Here is a 25,817-nt window from a genome sequence, read left to right as displayed (position 1 = left end):
CCTGCAAACCTTCTTTTTATTATCTCTCTACTCCTCACTATTCAAGAATTCCCTCACATAAATCCTGTGTACTCCCTCTAAAATAAGGGAACTATATTCAGAAAATTTAACCTTCGTGCTTTTCCCTTTAATAATAAAGTCCCCAGAAACTGCTCCAGTCTTATCCATTGCGGCATCGTAGAGTAAAGCAGCCCCTTTTGTGGGTGGGGAAAAGAAAAACTTCATCAATGGTTTTATATAAAAGGGGATACCTGATTTTTTTTCTTTCCGCAACGTATTGTTACTCCCGGGGTCTACACTTAGAAACCGGAATCCATTGGCACTCTCCCTTTTTGCTATTTCTTTTGTCCATAAAGATAAAGCTAGCTTTGCTGTCGCATAGGGACCGAATAACTTTTTAAAGGAAGATGGGTTTTCCAATGTATCTGGATCAAACTGTTTCACTCGAAGGATGACAGCGGGAGATGTATTAACAATTGTCTTATCTTCTCCCATTTCAAATAAAGGGGATAGTTCTTTAAAAATAATATAAGGCACTACTGTCTGAAGTTCATAATGTAGTTCGCGATTTTGCTTAGAAAATAACAACGAAGGAAAGCTGCCGCCAGCGTTATTGAAAAGGAAATCTATTTTCTTCTCCGTTGCTTTTATTTCTTCCAGCGCTTTTTTTAGACTGTTAAAATCAGATAAATCTGCTTTATAAATTCGTAACTGTCCTGTAGTAATTTTTGATTGAATAAAGTTGTCGTCCTTTGAAAAAGAAGAACGTATTAATGCAATAACTTGACTCCCTTCTGCTAGCATTTTTTTGGTTAACTGTAGACCAATCCCATTATTGGCTCCAGTAATGATTACTATTTTTCCTGTTTCCAAAATAATTCCCTCCGATATTAAATAATTTTATAAATGAGCAATTGACACTTAAGTTACATTTGTCACTTAGTTTGAAAGAATTGTATAATAAATTTAAGCAAAGAAAAAGTAAATAATTTTTTTATGTGACACAGGAAAGGAAATTGGTGCATAAATGGATAAACGGGTCGAAAGAACACAAAAATTATTGCTGCAAAGTTTAATGATGTTTAATCTTAAGAATAAAAACTTTTATGAGCTTTCCATCCGAGATTTATGCGAGGAAGCTGGAATTGCAAGGCAAACTTTTTACAGAAATTATTTAGTGAAAGAAGACATCATTATAAGACAGATATCCAATGTCATGAGTGATTTTAGGTCGGTTTTAAAGCAGCAATCTTTTAACGCTTCAGGCTTTATTCAACTACTAATTCAATTTTGGAAACAAAATCAAGAGACATTTGCATTAATTGAATGGGCTGGCATTAGTAATGAATTTATTCGCCAGTTAGCTAATTTTAATAAGCTTGTAATGGAGCAACATAAAGCATTTGGTAAAAATAGTGATTATATTGCAAACTATTATGCAGGCGCTACTTATATGTTTTTAAAGACATTTATGGAAAAGGATGATTTTAGCAAAGAGGCTTATGCCAAAGGAGCGGCGGTTTATAATCAGTTAACTAACCAATGTAAAGGTTTGTTTGAACCACTTAATTAGGTATGGAGTTAAGCTCATAACACAGGAAAATAATAATTTCCATAATAGGATAAATGGAGGATTAAAATGAATAGAGAAATAGATGATTCAAAACAGGTAGTTATTCAAGTTGGAGCAGTGCTTAAAAAATTGCGTAAAGAAAGACAGTTGAGTCTCGAAAATTTATCTGAGATATCAGGTGTAAGTAAGCTGACGCTGGGGAATATTGAGCGGGGAGAAACTAATCCAACAATTGGGGTTTTGTGGAAGATTTCGAAAAGTTTATCGATCCCTCTTATGGCGTTATTTTCCTCAGGAAGCAGTGTAAATGTATCGCGAGCTGGGAGCGGGTTAAGAATTTTTGGAGATGATGGCAATTGGGCAGTGGAGCCAATTTTTCAAAATCCAAATCCAAATAATGAGATAGAAATGTGTCGAGCATATTTACAACCGCATAGTTCCTATTATCCGGAAAGGCATCACCCCAATACGACTGAACTTGCTACTGTGATGGCAGGAACGATAACCATTAATGTAAATAAAGAGTCATATATCTTAAATGAATATGATTCTATTAGTTTTGATGCAAATGAAACACATTCTTATATAAATGAGACGAACGATGTTGTAGTTCTCCATATATTATTAAAATACGGAGTCTAATCATTTCCCTCTATTATCCAAAAGGATAGAGGGTTTTTGATTTTCAAGTATGAGTAAAATGTTTGTGGGAGAATAAATATCCTTTTTGTCTAGTTGGGGGACTCGTCCCCCAACTAGACAAAAAGGCCACCAAGCGAGAGCGCGGTAGCTGGAAAAAATTAAGCATTAAAAAAGAGAGCTTCCTTTTGTAAAGTAGAATTTGACTAGAAAACTACGAAAAGGAGAGGCTCTCATGAATCAATGTAACACAAAAATGCCATCATTAAAAGAATTGGAAAAGACTTTATTTCGAACACTCCAAATGACGTTTCAAGAAATCCTTGTTCAAACGTTAGAAAATTGGGATCAAGAGATTGCCCAGCAACGAGACAAAAGAAGATTTGCTTTACGTGATAAACGAGAAATACGAGTAGATACAGCGTTTGGAGCTGTGGAGCTGAAGCGTAATTATTATTTTGATCGTGTGACCAAAAAATATATTTGTCTATTAGATCACTATTTACAGTTTCAGGGGAATAAGGGATTTAGTCCGCTACTAGAAGAATGGGGGTTAGAACTAGCGACGAATGGTTCCTCCTATCGAAAGGCGGTGGAAACGTTCGAACAATTTTTAGGCTATTCGGCGATGAGCCATGAAGCATTACGGCAACATCTTCTTCAAACAAACGTACTTCCCGCTAAGGAAAAACGCCCTTTTCAAAAGGTATTGTTTGTCGAAGTAGATGGATTATATGTGAAGAGTCAAGAAAAGAAAAAGCGTGGATGGGAGTTGAAATTCGCCGCTGTACATGAGGGATGGAAAGAAAACGGAAAGCGAGTCAGACTCCGAAATAAAAGGCATTTTCTCTATGAAGGAAAAGAACCCTTTTGGGAAGCTTTTGAAACATTCTTACAGAATAATTATGCGTATGATCCTACCCAAACCTTGCTTATTATTAATGGCGATGGAGCAGGCTGGATAACGGCATGTCGAGAGTATTTTCGGGAACGCGCCTTTTTCACCATGGATCGTTTTCATGTCGCTCGTTCAATGAAGCAACTAATGAAGAGCCATCCTCGATACCGCTACATGAAAAGAGCGTTAAAAAACTACCAGGTAGAAACATTACTTCTAGAGTTGAATAGCGCAGTAGGAACAATGGATACACCAGAAGAAGAAGAAAAACTAGAGCATTTCCTCGGCTTTTTAACGCATCATCAGGAAACCATAAAAGATTACCGTAGTTGGTTACAGGAAAAAGGTGTGGACACGACAGCGTATCGTCCAATGGGAAGTGCAGAGGCGATGATGAATCAATTAGCCAAACGATTAAAAAATGGAAGAGCATGGAGCAAAAAAGGGGTCATGAGCATGGCGCGCTTGTGGATTGGATTGAAGGATGACCTATCCATCCAAACGATATATGGAAAATGGGAAAAGACCACGGAAAAATCAAAGAAAGAGCATCGACCGAAAAGAAAAATACCCACAAAATTAGTAACAGAAACCGTGCGTCAGAACATGCCATACTTAAATCAAGCGATTGGAAAACCCATTCACTTTGCCTTACAGGGATTAAAAGGTTTTTAAAAAAAGAAAAAAACGAAATTTTGATGAAAGAAAATGTTTAGAAAGCGGATACAAAATTAAAAGTTTTATTTTATAAAAAGGGAGCTAAAAAAACTCCCACAAAAACTTGACTCAATCGATTTTCAATCATAAATGGACAAATGTGTTTTTGTATATTATACTTTGTTTTATTAAAATAAAAATATATTATTATATACAATCCGCCGGTTAATAAAGTAATGAAATAAAGTTATTGAGGTGACAATTAAATATAATAATCAGGAGGAAACAATGACTAATCAACATATACAATTAAATCGAGCTGTTCATAAATCAGCCGTTTGGATGATTATTGTAGGAATAATCTTTATTGCTGCCAATTTAAGAGCTCCGTTAACATCAGTCGGTCCAATAGTAGGATTTATTAGGGATGATCTTCAACTTTCCAATACATTGGCAGGGATGATTACCACATTGCCATTATTATCTTTTGCCCTTTTTTCCCCGTTTGTACCTAAATTGGCTCGTGAATTTGGGGTAGAAGTCATGATTTTGATGTCTATTATCTTTCTTACACTAGGCATTATTTTACGTTCATTATCAGGGGTGGCTGCTTTATATATTGGTACTGCTGTGCTAGGTTTGGCGATCTCGATTTCTAATGTGCTATTACCTAGTCTGATTAAACAAGAATTTCCAACACGAATCGGATTAATGACAGGTGTATATTCTATTTCGATGAACCTGTTAGCTGCTATTGCGTCGGGAATTAGTGTTCCAATTGCCATTGGGCTTGGATTTGGATGGCAAGGTGGATTAGGGATTTGGGGGATGCTTAGCTTCTTATCAATTTTATTCTGGTTGCCTCAAGTAAAACATCTCAAAAAGGAAACCGTCGCTGTTTCAAATAAAGTAGTGGATAGTCAGGTGAATTTGTGGCGTTCTCCACTGGCATGGCAAGTAACCCTGTTTATGGGGTTACAATCGATGGTCTTTTACATACTTATCGCATGGCTGCCTGAGATTTTACAGCAACAAGGAATAAGTTCAGACCAATCTGGTTGGTTGCTTTCTGTTATGCAATTAGCGTTACTTCCCTTTACTTTTATCGTGCCAATTATTGCAGGGCGAATGAAAAGCCAGCAGTCCTTAGTCATTATAACTAGCGCCTTACTTCTTGCAGGAACGCTTGGATTAATGTATGGAAGTGCGAATTTAATTGTATGCTGGATCATCATGATAGGTATTGGGGGAGGATGTGCCTTCAGTTTAGCGATGATGTTTTTTGGCTTGCGAACGGAGAATGGTAGACAGGCTGCAGAACTATCTGGGATGGCTCAATCAGTTGGTTATTTACTCGCTGCTATTGGTCCCACCCTTTTCGGATATTTACATGATGTAACGAATAGCTGGACTATTCCGTTATTCATTTTAGCTGGCGCGTCATTGTTGCTCTTTGTATTTGGATTAGGAGCAGCAAGAGATCGGTATGTAGGCTCCATTAAAGGAAAGTACAGAGATTGGGTTGATACGGAAGAGGTAGAAAGACTGTTTAGCTCACAGCCGCATGTAGCTGAGAATCAAGGTGGGAGATAGCTGCCTGTAAAGGTCTGATAAGTGCAATTAACGATTAGGGGGAATTGTATGAGAAAAATCAGTGGGATAGTAATGATTATTATTAGTTTAGTACTAGCTTTTGCTAGTGCTTTGAGTTTTAAAGATGATTTTATCTTTGCCAATATACTATTATGGGTGATTAGTTTTCCGCTCTATATCAGTGGTCAATTAATTAGAACTTCAAAATATGAATTTAAACAGCGAGGCAAGCGTTGGGTATCTATTTATCTATTTTTCTTTCTCATTCTCCCTTTACTAATGTTTTTATTTGAGAGTTATCAGGATTTAAAGGAAACTACCTTTGTAGATGAACAGTTTATCACTTATGAACCTGCATCAGGGGATTTAGGAGTGATAGCGCTTGTTGGCTTTATGATTCTTCTCTCCTTATTTGCCGGACGATTTCTTAATCCGGGTTTAAAACGGAAAGGGTTACTAAATAGCATCATAATAGGGACCATAGTATTCTTAATTGGATTCCATTATTTTATGTTCACTGATTATAGGGGAATACATGAGGAAAAGGGATTGATATCAAGCAATTGGAAAGGGGAGAAAGACATTATAGGTTTTGAGGAGATAGAAAGTGTCTTTGTGGAACCTTATGTTCATTATGCAAATTTGAATATTCCTTCCGATGACACTAAATTTTCTTGGAAAGTAATCTTTCAACCTAATAATCAAAAAGAGAAAGTAATTTATCATTATACTTTAGTGACAAAATCTGGTTTAGAAGAAATGGTTAAAATAAAGACAATATCACAGGAGAATAATATTCCTTTTAATGTAGGTGAAATGGATCAAGAAACGCGGAAGTGGTTTGATCTAGATTTAGAAGTAGAAGAACTAGAGGAAGAACGCTATTATGAGCTTTTTGAAGTGAATAATAGATAGGCCAGCAGCGCTATTTTAAATGTGGATATTTCGAAAAAAGGCAATAATTCTTCTGGAATTATTGCCTTTTTAATAGTAGCTTTTTAACAGTTTTAATCGTTTTCTCTATTTTTCGACAGAAACATTCATAATAGCATTTATTTTTCTCATTTATAATTGACAGAAAAATAAAAACCAAGTATTATAATTGAGAATGATAATCATTAACTATTATAAAGACTAGAAAAAGGAAAGGACATACATATGTTTAAAAAACGCCAAAAGTCATTTATTCAAATTTTCTTATTCTCAGTTGTTGCAATTCTTTTACTAGCAGGTTGTTCAAGTCAGTCATCTCCGAAAACGGATGAAGAAAAGTCCGCTGATTCCAATACAGATTCTCAGTATCCAATCACAATTAAACATGCGTTTGGTGAAAGCGTAATTGAAGAGAAGCCAGAACGCGTTGCTACTATTGCGTGGTCCAACCAAGATGTTGCACTTGCACTAGGCGTTGTTCCAGTTGGTTTCTCTGCAGCAAATTATGGTGTTCAAGATGATAGCGGCATGTTACCTTGGACGGCAGAAAAACTAGAAGAGCTAGGTGAAGAAAATCCAACCATTTATCAAGATACTGATGGTTTAGATTTTGAAGCGATTGCCGATTCGAATCCGGATGTTATTCTTGCAGCATATTCTGGTATTACACAAGAAGAATATGATACTTTAAGTGAAATTGCACCAGTGGTTGCCTATCAAGAAAGTCCTTGGGTAGCGTCTTGGCGTGAACAAGTAACGTACAATTCAATGGGAATGGGCATGGAAGAAGAAGGAAAACAGCTTATTGCCGATACAGAAAAGTTTATTGCTGATAAAGCAAATCAATATCCTGAAATAAAAGGGAAAAAAGCAGCATTCGTAAGCATGAATGGTTCTGATTTATCGAAGTTTTACATCTACTCTCCAACAGATCCTCGTGGTGAATTCCTTACAGAGTTAGGGATGGAGTATCCGGAAAGTATAACAAGTCAAATGACGGACCCAACTAGTTTCTATTTGGAAGTAAGTGCTGAAAATGCTGATATATTAAATGATGTTGATATTTTCGTTTCCTATGGAAATGATGAAACACTTGCGGCTTTACAGGCTGATCCGATTTTCGGGAAAATTCCAGCTGTAGAGAGAGGATCTGTTGTGATTATTGAGGATAATACGCCACTTGCAGCAGCAGGAACACCAAGTACACTTTCCATTGAATATACTCTCGATGAGTACTTAAAATTACTCTCAGAAGCTGTAAGTAAAGTGAACTAAATGGATCATACATCCGTTTTAAAAAATAAGCAGTTAGTAATACCGAGAAAGTTTATGAGCGTATTATTATTTTCTATTATCTTACTCGGTATAAGTATATTGGCGTCTCTTGCTTTTGGCTCTCGTACAGTTGGCTGGAATGAAATAATGGATGGATTATTCCATCCTGACATACAGTCCCATGGGGCAAATGTTGTTCGTCAAAGAATTGCTAGAACTGTATTTAGTTTAATGTGTGGTGCTGCATTAGGAGTTTCTGGGGCTCTTATGCAATCTGTCACACGTAATCCGATTGCAGATCCTAGCATATTAGGAGTAAACACAGGTGCAGCACTATTCGTTGTTTGTGGAATATCCTTATTTCATATTGGCACTGCTGGTCAATACATTTGGTTTGCATTAGCAGGGGCAATCTTAACTGCCATTTTTGTATTCGGAATTGGTTCGATGGGGAGTGGCGGTGCCACCCCCCTTAAGCTCGTTTTAGCGGGGGCGGCGACAAGTGCTGCTTTATCCTCTCTAGTAATGGCCATTATGATTCCGCGATCCAATGTGATGGATCAATTTAGATTTTGGCAGGTGGGCAGTGTTGGGGCTGGAAATTGGGATTCTATCTCTATTTTCGTTCCTTTTCTTCTTGTTGGTATATTAATAGCCTTTTTTTCTGCTCCAGCCTTAAATGCTTTAGCATTAGGGGATGAAGTAGCTACAGGATTGGGTGTACGGACCGGCACACTTAGACTTGTTGCGGCATTTGGAGGAGTATTATTGTGTGGTGCAGCAACAGCGCTAGCAGGTCCAATTGGCTTCATCGGTCTGCTTGCAACACATGTGATTAGACTCCTTATTGGACCTGATTTGCGTTATATTATCCCCATGTCAGCTGTAGCTGGAGCGATTATACTAACCATTTCAGATGTATGTGGCCGACTTCTTGGTAGTCCTGGTGAGCTCGAAGTAGGAGTAGTCACGGCATTTATTGGTGCTCCAATTTTAATCTTAATAACTATGAAAGCGAAAATGCGTGCGTTATGATGAATGAATCAATGAATCTAATTATGGTAGGTAGAATAAAAAGACGTCGTCGTTTTATACTTGTAACTTGGCTTCTTGCAATCATTGCTTTTGCGCTATGCTGTACGATGCTTATGTTAGGAAACACGATTTATCCCGTTACAGATGTAATTAGTGTGTTACTAGGTGAACAGGTAAAAGGAGCCTCCTTTTCGGTCGGAACGATACGATTTCCACGAATGGTTGCCGGTGTTTTCGCAGGATTTGCTTTTGGTATTTCTGGACATGTATTTCAAACAATGCTTCGTAATCCTTTAGCAAACCCAAATGTTATTGGAATAACAGCGGGTTCAAGTGCTGCTGCGGTTTTTTGTATTATTGTTCTTCATGCAAGTAGTACGTTTGTTTCGATTGCTTCTATAATCGGTGGACTAGCTACCGTAATCGTCATTTTTCTATTATCAAAAGGAAGTTCTTTTTCGATTGGTAGGTTAATATTGATAGGAATTGGAATACAGGCAATGTTAAATGCGGTAATATCCTATTTATTGCTTATCGGACAGCATCATGATGTTCCTACAGCGATGAGATGGTTAAGTGGTAGTTTAAATGGAGCTAAAATGGAGAATCTTTATGCCCTTATGGTTACTGTCCTTATCTTTGCACCTATCATTATCTTGCTTGGAAAGCGATTAGATATGTTAGAGCTTGGGGAGCAAACAGCAACGTCTCTTGGAGTTAATACAGATAGAACAAGGGTTACTTTGATTATCAGTTCGGTACTAATCATTGCTTTAGCTACTGCTACAACAGGACCCATTGCATTTGTCGCATTCCTTTCTGGACCTATCGCAAAAAGGTTAGTAGGTATTGGTTTTTCTAGTGTTATACCAGCAGGTCTTGTGGGGATTATTTTAGTTTTAGCATCTGATCTTATTGGGCAATTTGCATTTGTTGCTAGATACCCAGTTGGAGTGATAACAGGTATACTAGGTGCTCCATACTTAATCATGCTATTAATTCGAATGAATCGAAAGGAGGAATTGTAATGGATAAGATACATGAATTTCGAGCGGAAAAGTTAACCTCGGGCTATGAAAATAAAATGATCTTAGAAGATATTGAGCTTGAGATTCCGAGTAATAAAATAAGTGTGATAATCGGAGCGAATGGCTGCGGGAAATCAACTCTTTTAAAAACACTATCTAATCTAATTAAATCTTCGTCTGGTAATATTACCCTTGATGGAAAGTCGATTAGTAAGTTCCCACCAAAGCAATTGGCTCGAATTCTTGGCATTTTACCGCAATCTCCTATTGTGCCTGAAGGAATAACGGTAGCAGATTTAGTTGGGCGAGGGAGATTTCCTCATCAATCTTTCTTGAGTGGTTGGTCAAAAAAGGATTATGAAGCGGTTGCCGATGCAATGGAAATTATGAAGATAACGGAATTTGCCAATCGTGATATTGATGAGCTATCCGGTGGGCAAAGACAGCGTGTTTGGATTGCGATGGCATTAGCCCAGCAAACAGATATTTTATTTCTTGATGAGCCGACAACTTTCTTAGATATCACTTATCAAGTAGAAATTTTAGATCTGTTAACCGATCTAAATCGGAAATACGGGACAACGATTGTAATGGTTCTACATGATATCAACCTTTCTGCACGTTATGCAGATTATATTTTTGCGCTGGAACAAGGGAGACTTGTAGGAGAAGGAAAACCAGCAGATATTATTACGAGTACATTAGTTGAAGATATTTTTGGCCTCAATTGTACAGTTATTAATGATCCAGTCTCTGGTACTCCTTTAGTTGTCCCTAAGGGCAGGTATCACGTCAAAATATAGAGGAAATCAATATAGGCATATTTTTATGGAAAAAAACCCTTCAAGTTTTAAAGCTTGAAGGGTTTTTTCGATTGCTTAAGATGTTATATATGGAGCAAAATGCACTTGTGGAAAGAAAGTCTTTAGAACCATTTCCTTAGAGAAATCTTTATTTTATAAATAACGTTATAATTTTTGGGAATATTATCTGTTATATGCCAATTTAAAGGATGATTATCATGTCCCTCGCTATTCTAGCATTGTTAGCTTGTTTCGTGTTGATTGTATTTGCGATTGTTCCTAAAGGGTTAACACTTACTGAAATGGTTTTTTTGTACTTTATAATCGGAATATCAACGATTACTTTGTTTACTATACTTGATGTTAATTTGCAATGGGTGCCACTTACTCGAAGTGTGGAAGGTTCTTTTGCCATGTATATATGTCGTTTTATTGTAATACCCTTTCAAATTCTTTTGTCTGTATGTGTACTTCAATCTAATTGGAAAGCAAAATGGCGATGGGGAGCTGCGGCAACCATTCTTTTATGCTTATCATTAGAAGACCGAATATATTTGAGAACTGATATCCTTACATTCCTTAAATGGAACGAATATTACTCTGTTCTTATGTATGGGGTGTTTATGCTATCAGTATGGTGGATAGCACGCTGGTTTATTGGTCTAGATAAAGGAGAAATGAAAAAAAATGAATGAAATACGCTACGATAATAGTTTTAATACGAATGAGTGGAGTATTATCATTTCACTCCTTGTTGGATTTTTGGTGGTGTTCATACTTCCAAAACGATTTCCCAAAAAGACAACCAGTGTGTATCTCATGTGTGGCGTTTTTTTTGGTTTCTTGTTTGATCATACTTTAAGTGTATTGCCAGTTCGTTATTATATAATCAATGATAGTTCTTCCTTTGAACTTATGGATTTTTTATCCCATGTGATGTATGCGCCAATCAGTTATCTTTTCTTTTATTTATACGATCTCTTTAACATCAAACCTAATTTTATTATATTGTATATTTTAGGTTGGGCACTTGTAAGTGTTGGAGTTGAGCGGCTTTGCGGTATCATTGGTATTTTCCACTACCAACATGGATATACCATCTATTATTCTTTTGTTATTTATTTATTAGTGATAAGCATTTGGGTGATCTTTTATAGAATGATTCAAGAATATGGAGAGGAACAATATTAGCTATCCTTGATAAGTATAAATAATAGCCTTGATTAGAAAAAGAAAGAATGCGAATGAGAAGAAGATATTACTTCTTGTTTTTGCCTGAATTTTAACCTAAATAGACCTTTACAAACCTCTATTAACAGGAGTAAGATACAAAAAAATAATAAATTTCAAGTAATGTCGCTGAATTCTCCATTGTAGGAGGAGCGGAGGACCCAATTCTTTTGTGAGTAATCACTAGGGGTGAGTCCTTTTTATGAAAGGTAGGGTTATTTCTTAGACCCGAATCCGACTGCTAACTTCGCAAGCGTTGTAAGAAGAGTGAATCGAACTTGTGCTCATTGCGTAATTCATGGACCACAGTAGGATACCTCTGTGGTTTTTTGGCGTGTGAATTTTAGAATGAAAAATGATGGAATCTAAAATTTCGCGCAAGCTATGAAAGAATCATTTTGTAGGACGTTATGTTGGATGGAAGAAGGGGAAAGAATGAGGATTCCTAAGAAAAAGGATATAATTGCATTAAGCCCACCTCAGATTCTTATTTTCGTATTTTTAGCTTTTACAATACTAGGTACAGTCCTTTTAAAAGTACCTTTGGCTACAAATGGAAACATTTCATGGATAGATGCGTTATTCACGTCTACTTCTGCCATGACAGTTACTGGTTTAGCCGTAATTGATACCGGAGCTTCGTTTACCTTATTCGGAGAAATTGTGATATTATGTTTAATCCAGCTTGGTGGATTAGGAATTATGACGTTTGCTGTATTAATTTTTATGACCTTAGGGAGAAAGATTGGATTTAAGGAACGTCTTCTTATCCAGCAAGCCTTAGGGCAAACGTCTATTGGCGGAATTATTAAATTAGCGAAGCAGTTATTTTTATTTTCCATTATTCTTGAGACTGTTGCGGCAGTTCTACTAGCTATCAGGTGGGTTCCAGAAATGGGATGGGGAAAAGGGAGTTATGCAGCAATTTTTCACTCTATTTCTTCCTTTAATAATGCTGGATTTTCTATCTGGCCAGACAATTTAACTAGATATGTAGCAGACCCCGTCGTTAATATCATTATTTCTTTTCTCTTTATTATTGGGGGAATAGGTTTCACTGTTGTGTTTGATTTGTGGAAGAAATCGGAGTTTAAAAAACTTACCCTGCATACAAAGATGATGGTAGTTGGAACATTTGTCATTAATATTATTGCCGTGTTTCTTGTATTCAGCTTTGAATATGATAATCCTCAAACATTAGGAGATTTATCCTTGTCTGGGAAAATCCAAGCTGCTTATTTTCAAGGTGTAGTGCCAAGAACGGCTGGTTTTAATACAATTGATATTGGAGCCTTAAATGAATCAACCTTGTTTTTAATGATTCTACTTATGTTTATAGGGGCAGGAAGTGGTTCTACTGGTGGAGGTATTAAACTAACAACCTTTCTTGCTATCGTATTATCCGTTCTCTCTTTCTTACGAAATAAAGACGAAATCGTTGTTTATAACCGATCTATTGATGATAGAACCGTTGTAAAATCATTGGCAATCACAATAATAAGTCTTTCTGTGATATGTGTAGCTATTTTTATTTTGGATGTAACCGAGAATAATGCAAGATTCTTTGAAATTGTGTTTGAAGTAGTCTCTGCTTTTGGCACCTCAGGCTTATCGATGGGATTAACAGGTGAATTAACGTCGATAGGGAAAATGGTGATTGTTTTTGTTATGTTCGTTGGAAAAATAGGACCGTTAACGTTAGCCTTTTCTTTAGCAAAACCAAATAAATCAAAAATTCGATATCCGAAAGAAGATATTTTAACTGGGTGAGGAGAGTTCATATCTATGGGAAGAGAACTCTCCCACTCCTTAATGCTTTTCTTTTTCAAATATAAGAATAGCTTCTTCTAAAAAATCGATAATTTCCTTTCTGATAGGATAGAGATTTAGACTGGATGAGATTTTTTCTGATTTACGAACCTCCCAGAATTTTTCTTCCAATTCTTTTTCCCCATTAAATGTTTCTGAAGATAATAACAGTATTTCTTCAGCTATCAGTTGTGCATCCCTTGAATGGGGTGCTTTTTGTTCCTCTAAACAATATTCTATTCGTTTAATGAGGTGAATCCATTTCGTTATATCTTTAGGATCATTTTCTAATTTAGGTAGCTTTTCATTAAGTAACCTCTGTTCTTCTTTATTAAATATAAACTTGATTATTTTTTCTTTCTTATTTAATTCTGTTTTTTCTTTTGTAAATAAAGGAATGAGCTCTTTCCATTCGAGTTCTTCTTCTAATTTAAGAATATTAAGTAATGTGTTCGTATAATTAAGGGATTGTTGAAGCTGTTTGAGATGATTCTCTAGTTGTTCTTTATGAATGGTGATTGTTTCGAAAATCGTGATATGGTTGATTATCTGCTTTATATCATGTAAAGAAATAGAGGCTGCCTTTAGTAAAATAATTTTTTCAAGTAAAAAAACATCATTATCGTTATATAATCTTTTTCCGTTATCTTCCTTCTTAGAAGGTACAACTAATCCAATTTCGTCATAGTATCGTAGAGTCCGTATTGAAATAGATAGTTTTTTGGAAACTTCTCCTGTTGTATAAAAATTCATAAAAATGCCCCCTAATAAGTGCTTGCAGGTTACGTAACGTGACCATTTAAGCTAAATGTAACATATCAACTGTATAGGAGGAATAATTAAATGAAGCAGGAAAAATTGATTTGGGGATATAAGGAACTGTTTGCGATACTTTTGCTCATTCTTGTGGCTGTTCCAATTATTATTGAAAATATAGGACAGCGTATATTTCAAGATATCTTCCAAAATAACTTGTATGCAGGAACATTGACCGGATTAATAATGGCGGTGGTGTTTATGTGTGGACTTTATCTAATTGTATTAAAACCAAAACAATTGAAGTGGGTAGCTATCGGGCTAAAGCCATTTCCGAGGAGTGATTGGAAAGTAATAGTAGGTGGATTTCTTCTCTTATTTGTAATGAGCATTATCATTTTATTTATAATGGATGTTATGAAAATAGGGATAGATAATAGTAAAACGGAAGCATTGAAGGATGAAAGTACTTGGTTTACTTTTAGTATAGCTTTTATCTCTGCAGCAATAATATCGCCTATATATGAAGAGATTTTATATCGTGGTTTCTTATACAAGTGGTTTCGGCTGAGGTGGGGAAAAGTCTTGGGCATATTATTAAGTTCCTTGATTTTTATGATTGTTCATATTCCAACCTATAACACGTTACCAGTAAACTTTGTTTCTGGAGTTATATTGGCTTGGACTTATGAAAAGAGTGGGTCTATTATGCCGGGGATTATTATTCATGGTTTGTTTAATGGCATTGCTGTGATTTTGACTACGATGTCTTTCTGATATTAAATGATCTATTCACTAATTAGGATAGAATTTTTTTGTATTTTATTGTATCAAATTGTGATATTACATTTTAATAGTAGAATAATAGCATATTTTGTCAGAAAATATGCTATTATTGTTATATTCGAAAAACAAAGAGAGTGCATTTGAAACAACATGGGGGAATAAGATGAAGACCTGGATGCGAATAAATCTATATTGGATGATACCAGGTGTGCTGATTTTATTAGGACTGTTTTTATTGTTTGTCCAAAACTTTTCCAAAGTGACAGCACAGCCGGAATCAGATTGGAGCAGAGGATTATTAGTTGGCCAATCTGAGGTAAATAAATTACCAGCAATAAAAGAAACAGAGGATGGCCATTACTTGTTCTCCTTTTTTCAGAAAAATAAATTAAATACGGCAGCAATGAATAAGGAGTTTCGTATAGAAAAAGAGAAGGAATATGATATTCCGGTAGATAAATGGACACAAATTTATCAAGGAAATGATCAGCTTATTTATTTTGACTATAAAAATATTTATGACCAAAATAAGACGGAATTAGTTGCTGATGTAGAGAAATTCTACCCGCTGGATTCGTCTATTCTATATGTAAAAGAAAATACGCTATTTCTATTAAATCCTGAAACAAAAAAATCTTCGAAACTGATGGAGATTAATCTAGATAAGGAAAAGATTTCTATTGAAGAGAATGATGAGGGCATACATATTCTCTTGTTTACCAAGGGAAAAAGTAATGTCGAGCTAACTTTATACCGTCTGCAGGATGGAAAAATAAATCATTTATATGAAACAAAGGTAAAGGTTGATCCTGGAAAGATAGTAAATGGGATTTCCTTCACTTTAGAGGAACAGAAACTAGCATTATTACTTCAAGAAGAGCTGGAGTTAACACAAGGTAAACCTGAGTATTTTAACTATTTTGTAGAAATTGATATTGCAAGCACCCAACCGCCTGTACAGTATGAGTTAGCATTTCAGGATCCTGCAATAGAGAACGGGAAATTAACGGAAATTTCGGATGTCGCCTTTACTTATAGGGATGGAAAACCGAGTCTTTTATTTAAAGCGAATGGTTTTACGGAAACGAAATATAATGAGAAGAGTGGATTCAATATTTATGAATCTGAAATAGGAGAAGAGGGAGATACCAAAACGGAACGGCGCAGTAATACAGCGGCGATTTCCACTATTCCTCAATGGTTAGATGAGAATACAATTGTTTGGATGGATCTTGATGGAGATGGCAATAAAGTTTATGTTTCTTCCAATGACCTGTCGGGGATAAACAAGCAAATTAAACATACATCGGAAGATTGGCTGCAGGCGCTTGGAAAAACATTTGGAATGCTTTCTACTTCCTTTTTTGCTTTTGCTCTTTCTTTCATTTGGTTAATATGGCCAATCCTATTTGTAATAGTTATGTATTTGTTTTTCAGTAGAAAAGTAGATTATGATCGACCATGGATTTTTTATACGGGAATCGGTATTTATTTAGTCGCCGCCGTACTATTTAAGGATCGTTTCTTTGTACCTAATATATTATCAAGTGCACCGGGATATTTAACCTTTTCAGGCAGTCCTTATGTCTATCTATTATTATTTGCCGTTATCGCATATCTTTTATCTATGTTAACGAAACATGTGAATGAATGGATAGGGGCACCAAGAATTATCTATTTTGTTGGTGTACATATTATTTTATTAACGATATTTTTTGGACCATATATTATTTATTAAATGAAGTGGGAAGAAGATGAATGATGGAGAGCACTTTATATAACGAGATTTTATTTGGATTCGGGCACCACCAATTATAAATAGAGGAATAGCCGATTTCATATAATTGGAGGGAATAGAATGCGGACAGAGAAGCAGATGCTAGATTTAGTGCTGAAAGTGGCTAATGGGAATCATAGAGTGAGAGCTGTTTGTATGAATGGATCAAGAACCAATCCCAATGTACCAAAAGATCCTTTTCAAGATTTTGATATTGTGTATATCGTGGATAATATGAAATCTTTTTTGAATGAGCCTGATTGGGTTGATATCTTTGGAGAACGGATCATTATGCAAACACCAGAAGATTCTTCTCTATTCCCATCAACGCTTGGTGGAAGATTCTCTTATCTTATGTTATTTGCAGATGGGAACCGGATTGATTTAACGCTTATTCCGATTGAGCAAAAGGAGAGCTACTTCCAAGAGGATGGGCTTACATTGGTTTTATTAGATAAGGATGGTAATTTTCCACATGTCCCGCCTAGTACAGATAAGGAATATTGGGTAAAAAAGCCGACAGCGGAACAATTCGCTGACTGTGTGAATGAATTCTGGTGGGTATCCACTTATGTGGTTAAGGGATTATGGAGGCAAGAAATCCTCTATGCGATTGATCATATGAATATAGTAAGAGCAATGCTTTTAAAAATGCTAGAATGGAAGGTTGGCATCAAAACAGAGTTCTCGCTTAGTGTGGGCAAAAATAGTAAGTACTTAAAGCAATATCTTGATGAGCATTCATGGGAGAAACTGCTGGAGACCTATCCTAATGGAGAGTATGACCAAGTCTGGAGAGCATTATTTTCAATGACGGCATTATTTGAGAGAGTGGCTTTAGAAGTTGGAAAACAGTTAGATTTTTGTTATCCATTGGAAGAGACGGATAAGGTAAAAAGCCATTTAAGGCATATTTATAAGTTACAGCCTGATGCAACGGAAATATATTAAAGTTTTTGGCGGTCATTTGCAAAGCAGATGGACCGCCTTTTTAGAAAAGTGTGTATTTTTTTTAAATAAAAAGCTGGATATCCGACTTTAAGGCATCTTCCAAATACACCTTTGCATCAACAATTTCTACTTCTGGATAAAATTCTTCTTGTTTGAATCCTAGAATATCTACAGATAGTTTACAGGCAAGAAACTTTATTTGTTTTTTTCGAGCCCCTTTTAAGAAAGCTATTAGTGGAGGTGCCTCTTTTTCATCAAGCATCTCTTGCATCATCCTTTTACCGATGCCAGCATAGTTCATTCTTGATAAAGGGAGCTTTTCCACGTCTTCTGGGGTAAGAACGCCAAACATTTTTTCATAAATAGACTTACCTTCCATATCGATTTTTTCTGGATCTCTAAGCAATAAAAGGCCCCAAAATGTGAAAAACATCGTAACTTCGATATTTAAATCACGGGCACTATTTGCAAGAATTAAGCCTGCCATCGCTTTATCATATTCGCCACTAAACATTAATAAATTTAATCTTTTTTCCACTGAATTATCCCTTCTTTGTTTTAGAATATTCTTAGCATCCTATCAAAGGGTGCTTGGTATACAGACTTCACTAGATTGTCATAATTAATGGAGGGAAAAGGGAAATAAAAGATACGGGAGGAGAAGAACTAATATGTTCTATCGAAAGTTTACAGTAAATGATTTTCCATTATATTATCAGCTAGTATCTGATAAAAGTGTGATGGCACTTATTACAGAGCGAGCAATACCAGAAGAAGAGGCCAAAATGAATTTTCAGAAATTACTATATCGCAATGAGACATATAATGTGTTTGGTTCTTATGCTTTTTTTCATCCAGAAGCGGAAGCGTTTATTGGACTTGGTCATTTGACTGTAAATGAACGGAAAAAGGAGGAGGCAGAACTTGGCTATATGCTTTTACCTGATGCATGGGGGAAAGGATATGGAAGTAAAATCGCGGGAATCATTCTATCATTAGCAGAACAAACAAATGTAAAGGTCGTAAAGGCAATTATTGATCCGACTAACATTGCATCGAAGAAAATCTTAATCAAGCTGGGGTTTACTTCTGAATGGATTGGAGACATGGATGGTTTGCCTGGAGAGGTTTTAAGAAAGGAATGAAGAGAATGACCAAAAAAAGGAACTATTATTAGAAAATCCTTTAGAAGTGGTTGAGAACTTTTATATGTTCACGTATTATCTAATTTATATGAATTATTTAAAGGAGTATTAGATCATGCAATCAAGAATTTCTTTTTCTACCTATGCTCTGATTGGTACGATGCTTTTTGGTATGTTTTTTGGAGCAGGCAATTTAATTTTTCCTATCCAGCTCGGACAGCTTGCTGGTACGAACTTTTGGCTAGCACTAGCGGGGTTTCTGGTTACGGCTATTGGACTGCCATTTCTCGGAATATTAGCAATTGGATTATCGGGAAGTAACGGTGTGCGCGAGCTTTCGGATCGTGTTCACCCAGCATTCGGATTTCTCTTTTCTCTCTTTCTTTACTTAACAATTGGACCATTTTTTGCGATTCCTCGTACAGCTACAGTTCCATTTGCAGTTGGGATTGAGCCATATATAGAGAATGGATATATTCCGCTTTTTTTGGCTATTTTTAGTTTTCTTTTCTTTTTGCTCGTTTACTATTTTTCATTAAATCCAGCAAAGATTATGGATGTGATTGGAAGATATTTAACGCCCGCTTTTTTATTGTTTTTATTTTTATTAATTATTGTAAGTCTTGTTCGTCCAATGGGGAGCTTTCAAGAGCCACAAGGAACCTATATAAATAGTGCTTTTATGACTGGATTTAAAGAGGGTTATAATACAATGGATGCCCTTGCATCACTTGCCTTTGGGATTGTTGTGATTAATGCAATCAAAGGGAAGGGGATTAGCGATGTAAAAAGTATTGCCAAAACAACTTGGAAATCAGGGATTTTTGCCATGTTGTTAATGATGCTTATTTATGGATTTATCACCTATATGGGATCCTCAAGTGTACAAGCTGTGGGATCTTTTGAAAATGGCGGGCTTATCTTTGCCGCTGTCGCAAAACATTATTTTGGTTCTTTCGGTGGAATACTGCTTGCAATTATTATTGTACTTGCCTGTTTAAAAACTAGTATCGGATTAATTACATCTTGCAGTGAGTTTTTTCATGAGGCGTTCCCGAAGATTAGCTATAAAGCCTTTGTGCTTATCCTATGTGTTGTTTCTTTCTTATTTGCAAATCTAGGCTTAAACAAAATTATTCAATTTGCTGTGCCTGTGCTTATGTTTTTATATCCTTTAGCGATTGTGCTTATCTTACTTGCACTTTTTTCGCCATTATTTAAAGGAAAGCAGAGTGTGTATTTAACGGCCATTGTCTTAACGTTGTTCGTAAGTATACTGGATGGTTATCAGGCACTTATAGATAGCATTCCAGAAGCTAAGCTCGGCTTTTTTGAGCAAATTGGGAATTTGTATGAAAATATTCTTCCCTTTTATGAAATAGGATTGGGCTGGGTTTTACCCGCATTTATTGGAGCTTTGATTGGGTATTTGGTTCGTAAATAGGACAAGGAAAGATAGTTCTCTTTCTTCCTTTTTAGGGAAGCAAAAGAACTGTCTTTTTATTTACTCTAAATCAGCTTCTAAATTTGAAATTTGTCCTTCGTCGTATAGATAGGGATACCTGATTCAGTAAGTGTTTCAATATCGCGGTAAATTGTTCGAACGGAAACTTCAAACTTCTCGGCTAATTCGTTTGCTGTTATCGATTTTCTTTCTAGTAAGATATAGACAATTTGAAACAATCTACTTATTTTCATATGTAAAAGCTCGCTCCTTATCCTAGATAATGAATCCTTTAAAAAAAGTTGAGGCTGTGACAAAAGCATTTCAACTAATAATAAACACGAACTTTTGTATAGTTAATATACATAAAAGTTCGTGTTTTTCAGTTTGAAAAAAAGTTTAAAAACGAAGTGAAATGGAGCGGAGGACGCTCGACTCCTGCGGGAAATAGAGGAAAGGCTGAGACCCCGCAGCGCATGCGAGGAGGCTTAGCTTCCTCCCCGGCGCATCGTGCGTCTGTAGCGCAATGGAACGACTTAGTTTTTACACTTAACTATATTTAAAAACTTAGATAACCATCATGAGAAAGTAGCTTTATTTAAGAGCTAAATTAGAGATTGTTCGTCTTTAAAGATTGGTTATTTAGTTTTGTCCCAGCCTCCTCCTTATATTAGAAATGTAAGTAAAATATAGGAGTGATAGGAATGGAACAAACAAAAGCGAAAGTTATAATCATAACAGGAGCTTCTAGCGGTATTGTGGAAGCTACAGCAAAATTGCTTGCAAAGAAGGGAGCAAAAATTGTTCTTGCGGCGAGAAGAGAAAATCGTCTCCAAAAGGTATGCAACGAAATAGAAAAAGAGGGAGGAGACTCAATTTTTCTTAAAGTGGATGTCACTTCTACTCAAGATATGCAAGAATTAATAAAGTTCTCTTTAGAACATTATGGGAGAATCGATGTACTAATAAATAATGCAGGAGTTATGCCGTTGTCACAATTGCAGGAATTAAAAGTTGATGAATGGGATCGAATGATTGATATTAATATAAAAGGTGTATTGTATGGTATTGCTGCTGTTTTACCAACCATGCGAAACCAAAAAGGAGGACATATAATCAATATCTCTTCTGTTGCTGGTTATCAAACAAGTCCCACTTCAGCGGTATACAGTGGGACAAAGTATGCTGTCCGAGCAATTACGGAAGGGTTGCGACAAGAGGAATCACCAGAATCAAACATCCGTACTACGATCGTATCACCTGGGATTGTGAAGACAGAATTAACAAATTCAATAAGTTCCAGAGAGGTTAAGGAAATGGTGTCAAAACAGAGGGGATTTCTATTTCACCCATATGTATAGCAAGGTCCATTGCCTTTGCGATTGATGAACCCGAAGATACATCCATCAATGAAATAATTATACGACCGACTGCCCAGTTATCGTAATGGTTTTTAGAGGGACGGTTCCCTTCCTTTTAGGTAGTGAACCGTCCCTCTGTTACCATTTTGGTTTATCTAATTGGGCTTGTATTCCTAGCTCGTGTGCTGCAGCTAAAATAAATTCTTTTCGAAAGAAGTAGCTTTGATGGCTCACGATTTTGCCATTCTCTATTTCTTGTGATTGAATATCATGAATTTTTAATCCGTCGTCGGTTGCGGCTAAAACGATAATAACTGGTTTTCCCCATAGTATTTTTTCTACTGCTGTATGACCAGGTAACCCATAGATTAGGGAGCCGTTACGCATTTCGTCTTTAGAATATTCTTGGAAGCCAAGGAATGCTTCGTATTGAGCTTGATCACTATATAGGCGTAACATCTTATCTAAATTTCCTTCATTGAAAGCTTGCAAGTATGCCTGAATCGTTTCTTTCTGTGCAGAATTAGTTCCAGCATAAATTTCGGATTTAGAAAAGTCTAAAGAAGCGATTTTTTTCCTAGCCCGTTGAACAGCAGAATATACCCCACCCGGAGTACTTTTTACAATTCCAGCAACTTCTTCAGCGCTAAAGTGGAAAACATCGATAAGAAGAAAGGCCGCTGTTTGTTTCGGCGTTAAATTTGATTCCAAGGAAAGTAGAATCTCTTCTAAGAGTAAATGATCAGAAAAAGCAATGGAGGGAGTTTGAATATCATCTAATATTCCAATCTCTCTTTTTCTTTTTCTGCATTGGTCAATCCAAGCGTTTGTTGCAATTCGAAAAAGGTAGTTCTTTTTATCTGTAATCTCATGCCACCTTTGCGGAGCCATTCCAAACGATTTAATGATGGTATCTTGATATAAGTCTTCTCCATCCCATGGAGACCCTGTAATATATTTACAATAGTTCCATAAGGCTTTGGAGTGGGATGCAATCATTTCTTCAAATTCATGTAATAGTTTTCTAGATTCATCGGTAAAAATTTTTGTAAAATGCTTATCCATTGTTTTTTCCCTCCTTAACTTCTTTCACATGTATAACGGTTAGGTAGTGCAGAATTATACGGGATATGTATATTATTTGGTTAATTTTATCATCGAAAGAAAGGAGAAGCGAGGTGATTGAATCTAAATATGACATGATGTTGTCTAGGTAAATGATTTATACTATTAGTAATATTAATGAAAAGAGGATGGTTATATGGAAACTAGATGTGCATGGGCAAATTCTAGTGAAATGATGCGAGATTATCATGATAAAGAATGGTGTGTGCCAAGTCATGATGATCAGTACTTGTTTGAAATGTTGGTGTTAGAAGGAGCACAGGCTGGATTGTCTTGGTCTATCGTGTTAAAAAAGCGAGATGCATATAGACAAGCTTTTCATCATTTTGATTTAGAATACTGTGCAAATTTAACAGAATTAGATATGGAAAAAATCAGAACCAATACGGAAGTTGTGAAACATCCGTTAAAGATTAAATCGGTTAAAAGCAATGCATTAGCAATCATGGAGATACAAAAAGAGTTTGGCAGTTTTGCGGAATTTTTATGGGCTTATGTAGATGGAAGTCCAATCGTATCCAACTGGCAATATGATAGCCAAATTCCTGCAGAAACCAATCTTTCAAAAAAAGTCAGTAAGGATTTGAAAAAAAGAGGCTTCAAATTCGTCGGCCCTGTAACCATTTATTCCTATCTACAAGCCATCGGGATAGTTAACGATCACATTAGTAGCTGTGCCTTTCATGGGAATTAAGAATGCGGGGGAACCAGATAGGCATTTTCCTGATCCCTCGCTTTTTTGTTCATAATATGATAAAGGGAAGCGGGACAACTGTCCTTGTAATTACTTAAATAATAGAGGAGTTTCTTCCCATAATGTATGAGCAGCTTCTTTATCAATAGCCCATGGTTTGACACCGATTCTATCGGTGTCGTCTGTAGCTATGGGAGCAATGTCTCCATTTTCGCAATAAACGCCACCATATCCTGCTAGTTGTTGGCTAACTGCACACCATACGATGGTTGCAGCACCTTCTTTGATGGTTTTGTGTTCATTATTGTAGCTATCGTAGCCTCGTTCTCCGTTCTTATTAATTGCTCCCATTTCCGACAATTCTTCATCTGTTAAATTATGAGAGAGGTTTGTAACAATACTTCCTGGATGTACCGCAAAGGATCGAATATTGTCTTTTTTATATAATTCATCAAGCGCAACACTCAATAAGGAAACTGCTGTTTTTGATTGCCCATAAGCCACCCACTTATCATAGGGGGTGTCGATAAAGTTAGGATCACCAAAATGAAAAGGAGAGAACCAATGAGCTCTTGAGGTTATCTGGACAACTTTTGCACCATTCGCTTTCTTTAGTTCTGGCAGCAATGCTTTCGTCATTTTCCGACAGAAGACTCCTTCTTCCATTGTGTGCAGGGCTTTAGCCTAACAAAAAGAGGGAGATGGATGTCGGTTTGCGATAGCCAAAACACATCCTCTTATAGTAAAATAAGAACATATATTCGTGTTAGGGGAGTGAGCGCATTGATCGTTAATAAAGCATATAAGTTTCGTATCTATCCCAATAAAAAACAAATGGAACTCATCAATAAAACGATTGGTTGTGTGAGGTTCACATACAATTTCTTTCTAGGTAAGCAGAAAGACAAAGACGCTTATTGGTATATTGTTGAAAAAATGGTTCAAAATAGTAAACTTTCAACGAATAATTGGAAAGAAAAATGTTTGAACAAATATGAAACAGTAAAGGCAATTCCAGAATTAAAGAAACACTATTCTTTTCTGAAAGAAGTGGATAGTATTGCTTTGCAGAAATCGGTTGAAAACTTGGCTGATTCTTTTAAACGATACTACAAAAAGCAAAATAAGTACCCACGCTTTAAATCGAAGAAGAATCCTGTGCAATCCTACACGACAAAGCATACAAACGGAAATATTGCGGTTGAAGGTAACTATATGAAGCTGCCTAAACTTGGCCTTGTTCGCTTTGCCAAAAGTCGTGAAGTCGAAGGCAAGATACGGAGTGCTACCATTAGACGCAATCCGTCAGGAAAATACTTCCTTTCCATCTGTGCAGAAGTGGAAGTGATAGAGTTACCTAAAACACATTCCGCTATTGGAGTAGATGTTGGGCTAAAAAATTTTGCTATTCTTTCAGATGGTACAACTTTCTCTAACCCTAAATTCTTTCGCACATTGGAAGAAAAGTTAGCTGAATTTCAACGAATCATGAGCAGACGAACCGTTGGTGGCTCAAACTGGTATAAAGTCAAACGAAAAGTGGCCCGCATTCACGAGAAAATGGCAAACGCAAGAAAGGATTACTTGCACAAAATCTCCACTGATATTGTCAAAAACCACGACATAATCGGGATGGAAGATTTGTCCGTATCAAATATGTTAAAAAATCACAACCTTGCTAAAGCCATTAGTGAAGTATCATGGTCAGCATTCAAAACCATGATGGAATACAAGGCAAAATGGTATGGAAAACAAGTGGTGACAGTGGCAAAGAACTTTCCATCCAGTCAGCTTTGCTCCTGTTGTGGCTACCAAAACAAAGTTGTTAAAAATCTTGGCTTACGTGAATGGGAATGTCCAAAATGCCATACCCATCATGAAAATCGAGATATTAACGCAGCAATCAATCTCAAAAAGGAAGCGTTAAGACTTCTAACCGCAGGAACTGCGGGGGTAGCCTACTAAGATAACTGAAGGATACTTTGGTGTTCGTAGGAATCTCCCCCTTCAATCAGACTGTAAGGTCAATAAGGGGTGAGTAGTTCAAGTAACTAATTTAATAGTACTTAAAGGCTCTGCCTGTGTGTAGAGTAATCGGAATTAGTATGCCTATTTTTAAATAAGCCTTTCATTAGCGGTTATAAATGGGATGGAAAGGGGGAGAATTGTCCTCTCTTTTGTATTTTCTATTTTCTTCCTTCCAGTTATTTCAAAACACAGGCTGCAAAGACCTGTGTTTTTTTATAAGCAGAATGGAGGAATATAAATGGAAGAAAGACAAAAAGCGATAGTAGTAGGAAGAAGA

General features: G+C 36.2%; 24 protein-coding genes, 2 pseudogenes and 1 riboswitch. Of the genes and pseudogenes, 20 read left to right on the top strand and 6 right to left on the bottom strand.

The genetic code is table 11. The features are described 5' to 3' along the window. Window positions 1-27 precede the first annotated feature (27 nt). Entirely contained in the window at window positions 28-873 is an 846-nt protein-coding gene (locus ACWNMZ_RS01455) for an SDR family NAD(P)-dependent oxidoreductase (protein ID WP_268817954.1), read from the bottom strand. Window positions 874-1,027: 154 nt separating this feature from the next. Between ACWNMZ_RS01455 and ACWNMZ_RS01450 the strand changes: the two genes are divergently transcribed. From ACWNMZ_RS01450 to ACWNMZ_RS01395, 12 genes are all read left to right on the top strand, one after another. Continuing rightward, on the top strand, window positions 1,028-1,573 hold the full coding sequence (locus tag ACWNMZ_RS01450) for a TetR/AcrR family transcriptional regulator (RefSeq protein ID WP_109769209.1): 546 nt from the start codon (window positions 1,028-1,030) through the stop codon (window positions 1,571-1,573). Between the two features lie 66 nt (window positions 1,574-1,639). Next, on the top strand, window positions 1,640-2,215 hold the full coding sequence (locus tag ACWNMZ_RS01445) for a helix-turn-helix transcriptional regulator (RefSeq protein WP_109769210.1): 576 nt from the start codon (window positions 1,640-1,642) through the stop codon (window positions 2,213-2,215). Between the two features lie 232 nt (window positions 2,216-2,447). Beyond that, window positions 2,448-3,785 (top strand): ISLre2 family transposase, encoded by a 1,338-nt coding sequence (locus ACWNMZ_RS01440; protein WP_449598260.1) that lies wholly within the window; start codon window positions 2,448-2,450, stop codon window positions 3,783-3,785. Between the two features lie 270 nt (window positions 3,786-4,055). Continuing rightward, the gene (locus ACWNMZ_RS01435) at window positions 4,056-5,360 is read left to right on the top strand and encodes a CynX/NimT family MFS transporter (protein ID WP_251627925.1); all 1,305 of its coding nucleotides are present in this window, start codon (window positions 4,056-4,058) and stop codon (window positions 5,358-5,360) included. A 48-nt stretch (window positions 5,361-5,408) separates the two neighbouring features. Next, window positions 5,409-6,275, top strand: coding sequence for a hypothetical protein (locus ACWNMZ_RS01430; protein ID WP_235251574.1), 867 nt, complete (start codon window positions 5,409-5,411; stop codon window positions 6,273-6,275). Between the two features lie 243 nt (window positions 6,276-6,518). Then, on the top strand, window positions 6,519-7,568 hold the full coding sequence (locus ACWNMZ_RS01425; RefSeq protein WP_235251575.1) for an iron-siderophore ABC transporter substrate-binding protein: 1,050 nt from the start codon (window positions 6,519-6,521) through the stop codon (window positions 7,566-7,568). Continuing rightward, the gene (locus ACWNMZ_RS01420) at window positions 7,569-8,603 is read left to right on the top strand and encodes a FecCD family ABC transporter permease (protein WP_251627923.1); all 1,035 of its coding nucleotides are present in this window, start codon (window positions 7,569-7,571) and stop codon (window positions 8,601-8,603) included. Further along, window positions 8,600-9,631 (top strand): FecCD family ABC transporter permease, encoded by a 1,032-nt coding sequence (locus ACWNMZ_RS01415; RefSeq protein ID WP_251627921.1) that lies wholly within the window; start codon window positions 8,600-8,602, stop codon window positions 9,629-9,631. Before ACWNMZ_RS01420 ends, ACWNMZ_RS01415 begins: the two co-directional genes overlap by 4 nt. Next, window positions 9,631-10,434 carry an ABC transporter ATP-binding protein gene (locus ACWNMZ_RS01410; protein WP_109769216.1) on the top strand — a complete coding sequence of 268 codons (804 nt, stop codon included), beginning with the start codon at window positions 9,631-9,633 and terminating at the stop codon, window positions 10,432-10,434. The genes ACWNMZ_RS01415 and ACWNMZ_RS01410 overlap by 1 nt, the downstream gene beginning before the upstream one ends. Window positions 10,435-10,643: 209 nt before the next feature. Further along, window positions 10,644-11,129: a hypothetical protein gene (locus ACWNMZ_RS01405; protein ID WP_449598259.1), complete on the top strand. Its 486-nt coding sequence runs from the start codon at window positions 10,644-10,646 to the stop codon at window positions 11,127-11,129. After that, window positions 11,122-11,625, top strand: a complete 504-nt coding sequence (locus tag ACWNMZ_RS01400) for a hypothetical protein (protein ID WP_109769218.1) — start codon at window positions 11,122-11,124, stop codon at window positions 11,623-11,625. The genes ACWNMZ_RS01405 and ACWNMZ_RS01400 overlap by 8 nt, the downstream gene beginning before the upstream one ends. Before the next feature lie 156 nt (window positions 11,626-11,781). Further along, window positions 11,782-11,935, top strand: a riboswitch (cyclic di-AMP (ydaO/yuaA leader). Between the two features lie 164 nt (window positions 11,936-12,099). After that, complete coding sequence (locus ACWNMZ_RS01395; protein WP_251627917.1) at window positions 12,100-13,434, top strand: TrkH family potassium uptake protein; 1,335 nt, start codon at window positions 12,100-12,102, stop codon at window positions 13,432-13,434. A 39-nt stretch (window positions 13,435-13,473) separates the two neighbouring features. Here ACWNMZ_RS01395 and ACWNMZ_RS01390 read toward each other — a convergent pair whose 3' ends face one another. After that, the gene (locus ACWNMZ_RS01390; RefSeq protein WP_251627915.1) at window positions 13,474-14,226 is read right to left on the bottom strand and encodes a MerR family transcriptional regulator; all 753 of its coding nucleotides are present in this window, start codon (window positions 14,224-14,226) and stop codon (window positions 13,474-13,476) included. A 90-nt stretch (window positions 14,227-14,316) separates the two neighbouring features. Between ACWNMZ_RS01390 and ACWNMZ_RS01385 the strand changes: the two genes are divergently transcribed. From ACWNMZ_RS01385 to ACWNMZ_RS01375, 3 genes are all read left to right on the top strand, one after another. Beyond that, window positions 14,317-15,006, top strand: coding sequence for a CPBP family intramembrane glutamic endopeptidase (locus ACWNMZ_RS01385; RefSeq protein ID WP_109769220.1), 690 nt, complete (start codon window positions 14,317-14,319; stop codon window positions 15,004-15,006). Window positions 15,007-15,178: 172 nt separating this feature from the next. Continuing rightward, window positions 15,179-16,753 (top strand): MFS transporter, encoded by a 1,575-nt coding sequence (locus ACWNMZ_RS01380; RefSeq protein WP_251627913.1) that lies wholly within the window; start codon window positions 15,179-15,181, stop codon window positions 16,751-16,753. A 120-nt stretch (window positions 16,754-16,873) separates the two neighbouring features. Beyond that, a complete protein-coding gene (locus tag ACWNMZ_RS01375) occupies window positions 16,874-17,743 on the top strand; it encodes an aminoglycoside 6-adenylyltransferase (RefSeq protein ID WP_251627910.1) in 870 nt (289 codons plus the stop codon). A 61-nt stretch (window positions 17,744-17,804) separates the two neighbouring features. Here the strand turns inward: ACWNMZ_RS01375 and ACWNMZ_RS01370 are convergent, their stop codons facing one another. Continuing rightward, window positions 17,805-18,281 (bottom strand): DsrE/DsrF/DrsH-like family protein, encoded by a 477-nt coding sequence (locus tag ACWNMZ_RS01370; RefSeq protein ID WP_109769223.1) that lies wholly within the window; start codon window positions 18,279-18,281, stop codon window positions 17,805-17,807. Between the two features lie 133 nt (window positions 18,282-18,414). Here ACWNMZ_RS01370 and ACWNMZ_RS01365 point away from each other — a divergent pair, with 133 nt between their 5' ends. Together ACWNMZ_RS01365 and brnQ are read left to right on the top strand one after the other, a co-directional pair. After that, window positions 18,415-18,888, top strand: coding sequence for a GNAT family N-acetyltransferase (locus ACWNMZ_RS01365; RefSeq protein ID WP_251627908.1), 474 nt, complete (start codon window positions 18,415-18,417; stop codon window positions 18,886-18,888). A 115-nt stretch (window positions 18,889-19,003) separates the two neighbouring features. Then, entirely contained in the window at window positions 19,004-20,332 is a 1,329-nt protein-coding gene (brnQ, locus tag ACWNMZ_RS01360; RefSeq protein WP_251627906.1) for a branched-chain amino acid transport system II carrier protein, read from the top strand. 89 nt (window positions 20,333-20,421) lie between these two features. Here the strand turns inward: brnQ and ACWNMZ_RS01355 are convergent. Further along, window positions 20,422-20,655 (bottom strand): annotated as a pseudogene (locus tag ACWNMZ_RS01355) (helix-turn-helix transcriptional regulator); the annotation flags it as partial. Between the two features lie 381 nt (window positions 20,656-21,036). Here ACWNMZ_RS01355 and ACWNMZ_RS01350 point away from each other — a divergent pair. Next, a pseudogene (locus tag ACWNMZ_RS01350) lies at window positions 21,037-21,779 on the top strand (SDR family oxidoreductase). 52 nt (window positions 21,780-21,831) lie between these two features. On the opposite strand, the gene ACWNMZ_RS01345 reads toward ACWNMZ_RS01350, so the two are convergent. Continuing rightward, a complete protein-coding gene (locus ACWNMZ_RS01345; RefSeq protein ID WP_251627904.1) occupies window positions 21,832-22,758 on the bottom strand; it encodes a sigma-70 family RNA polymerase sigma factor in 927 nt (308 codons plus the stop codon). A 196-nt stretch (window positions 22,759-22,954) separates the two neighbouring features. Between ACWNMZ_RS01345 and ACWNMZ_RS01340 the strand changes: the two genes are divergently transcribed. After that, window positions 22,955-23,512 carry a DNA-3-methyladenine glycosylase I gene (locus tag ACWNMZ_RS01340; protein ID WP_251627902.1) on the top strand — a complete coding sequence of 186 codons (558 nt, stop codon included), beginning with the start codon at window positions 22,955-22,957 and terminating at the stop codon, window positions 23,510-23,512. 90 nt (window positions 23,513-23,602) lie between these two features. On the opposite strand, the gene ACWNMZ_RS01335 is transcribed toward ACWNMZ_RS01340, so the two are convergent. Continuing rightward, window positions 23,603-24,178: an SDR family NAD(P)-dependent oxidoreductase gene (locus ACWNMZ_RS01335; RefSeq protein ID WP_449598258.1), complete on the bottom strand. Its 576-nt coding sequence runs from the start codon at window positions 24,176-24,178 to the stop codon at window positions 23,603-23,605. 117 nt (window positions 24,179-24,295) lie between these two features. Between ACWNMZ_RS01335 and tnpB the strand changes: the two genes are divergently transcribed. Further along, window positions 24,296-25,477 carry an IS200/IS605 family element RNA-guided endonuclease TnpB gene (gene tnpB / locus ACWNMZ_RS01330; protein WP_251627900.1) on the top strand — a complete coding sequence of 394 codons (1,182 nt, stop codon included), beginning with the start codon at window positions 24,296-24,298 and terminating at the stop codon, window positions 25,475-25,477. Window positions 25,478-25,817: the final 340 nt, after the last annotated feature.

This window comes from Niallia sp. Marseille-Q9988, from assembly GCF_976954375.1.
Note: the sequence above shows the minus strand (reverse complement) of the source record. Positions and strands in the feature narration are given on the sequence as shown.

What these genes read in the sequence shown, in the direction of transcription:
- ACWNMZ_RS01445 (WP_109769210.1), top strand. Translation starts at nt 1,640, where the DNA reads ATGAATAGAGAAATAGATGATTCAAAACAGGTAGTTATTCAAGTTGGA.
- ACWNMZ_RS01385 (WP_109769220.1), top strand. Translation starts at nt 14,317, where the DNA reads ATGAAGCAGGAAAAATTGATTTGGGGATATAAGGAACTGTTTGCGATA.
- ACWNMZ_RS01450 (WP_109769209.1), top strand. Translation starts at nt 1,028, where the DNA reads ATGGATAAACGGGTCGAAAGAACACAAAAATTATTGCTGCAAAGTTTA.
- ACWNMZ_RS01425 (WP_235251575.1), top strand. Translation starts at nt 6,519, where the DNA reads ATGTTTAAAAAACGCCAAAAGTCATTTATTCAAATTTTCTTATTCTCA.
- ACWNMZ_RS01375 (WP_251627910.1), top strand. Translation starts at nt 16,874, where the DNA reads ATGCGGACAGAGAAGCAGATGCTAGATTTAGTGCTGAAAGTGGCTAAT.
- ACWNMZ_RS01410 (WP_109769216.1), top strand. Translation starts at nt 9,631, where the DNA reads ATGGATAAGATACATGAATTTCGAGCGGAAAAGTTAACCTCGGGCTAT.
- brnQ (WP_251627906.1), top strand. Translation starts at nt 19,004, where the DNA reads ATGCAATCAAGAATTTCTTTTTCTACCTATGCTCTGATTGGTACGATG.
- ACWNMZ_RS01415 (WP_251627921.1), top strand. Translation starts at nt 8,600, where the DNA reads ATGATGAATGAATCAATGAATCTAATTATGGTAGGTAGAATAAAAAGA.
- ACWNMZ_RS01400 (WP_109769218.1), top strand. Translation starts at nt 11,122, where the DNA reads ATGAATGAAATACGCTACGATAATAGTTTTAATACGAATGAGTGGAGT.
- ACWNMZ_RS01380 (WP_251627913.1), top strand. Translation starts at nt 15,179, where the DNA reads ATGAAGACCTGGATGCGAATAAATCTATATTGGATGATACCAGGTGTG.
- ACWNMZ_RS01335 (WP_449598258.1), bottom strand. Translation starts at nt 24,178, where the DNA reads ATGGAAGAAGGAGTCTTCTGTCGGAAAATGACGAAAGCATTGCTGCCA.
- ACWNMZ_RS01435 (WP_251627925.1), top strand. Translation starts at nt 4,056, where the DNA reads ATGACTAATCAACATATACAATTAAATCGAGCTGTTCATAAATCAGCC.
- ACWNMZ_RS01440 (WP_449598260.1), top strand. Translation starts at nt 2,448, where the DNA reads ATGAATCAATGTAACACAAAAATGCCATCATTAAAAGAATTGGAAAAG.
- ACWNMZ_RS01340 (WP_251627902.1), top strand. Translation starts at nt 22,955, where the DNA reads ATGGAAACTAGATGTGCATGGGCAAATTCTAGTGAAATGATGCGAGAT.
- ACWNMZ_RS01390 (WP_251627915.1), bottom strand. Translation starts at nt 14,226, where the DNA reads ATGAATTTTTATACAACAGGAGAAGTTTCCAAAAAACTATCTATTTCA.
- ACWNMZ_RS01430 (WP_235251574.1), top strand. Translation starts at nt 5,409, where the DNA reads ATGAGAAAAATCAGTGGGATAGTAATGATTATTATTAGTTTAGTACTA.
- ACWNMZ_RS01405 (WP_449598259.1), top strand. Translation starts at nt 10,644, where the DNA reads ATGATTATCATGTCCCTCGCTATTCTAGCATTGTTAGCTTGTTTCGTG.
- ACWNMZ_RS01420 (WP_251627923.1), top strand. Translation starts at nt 7,569, where the DNA reads ATGGATCATACATCCGTTTTAAAAAATAAGCAGTTAGTAATACCGAGA.
- ACWNMZ_RS01395 (WP_251627917.1), top strand. Translation starts at nt 12,100, where the DNA reads ATGAGGATTCCTAAGAAAAAGGATATAATTGCATTAAGCCCACCTCAG.
- ACWNMZ_RS01365 (WP_251627908.1), top strand. Translation starts at nt 18,415, where the DNA reads ATGTTCTATCGAAAGTTTACAGTAAATGATTTTCCATTATATTATCAG.
- ACWNMZ_RS01345 (WP_251627904.1), bottom strand. Translation starts at nt 22,758, where the DNA reads ATGGATAAGCATTTTACAAAAATTTTTACCGATGAATCTAGAAAACTA.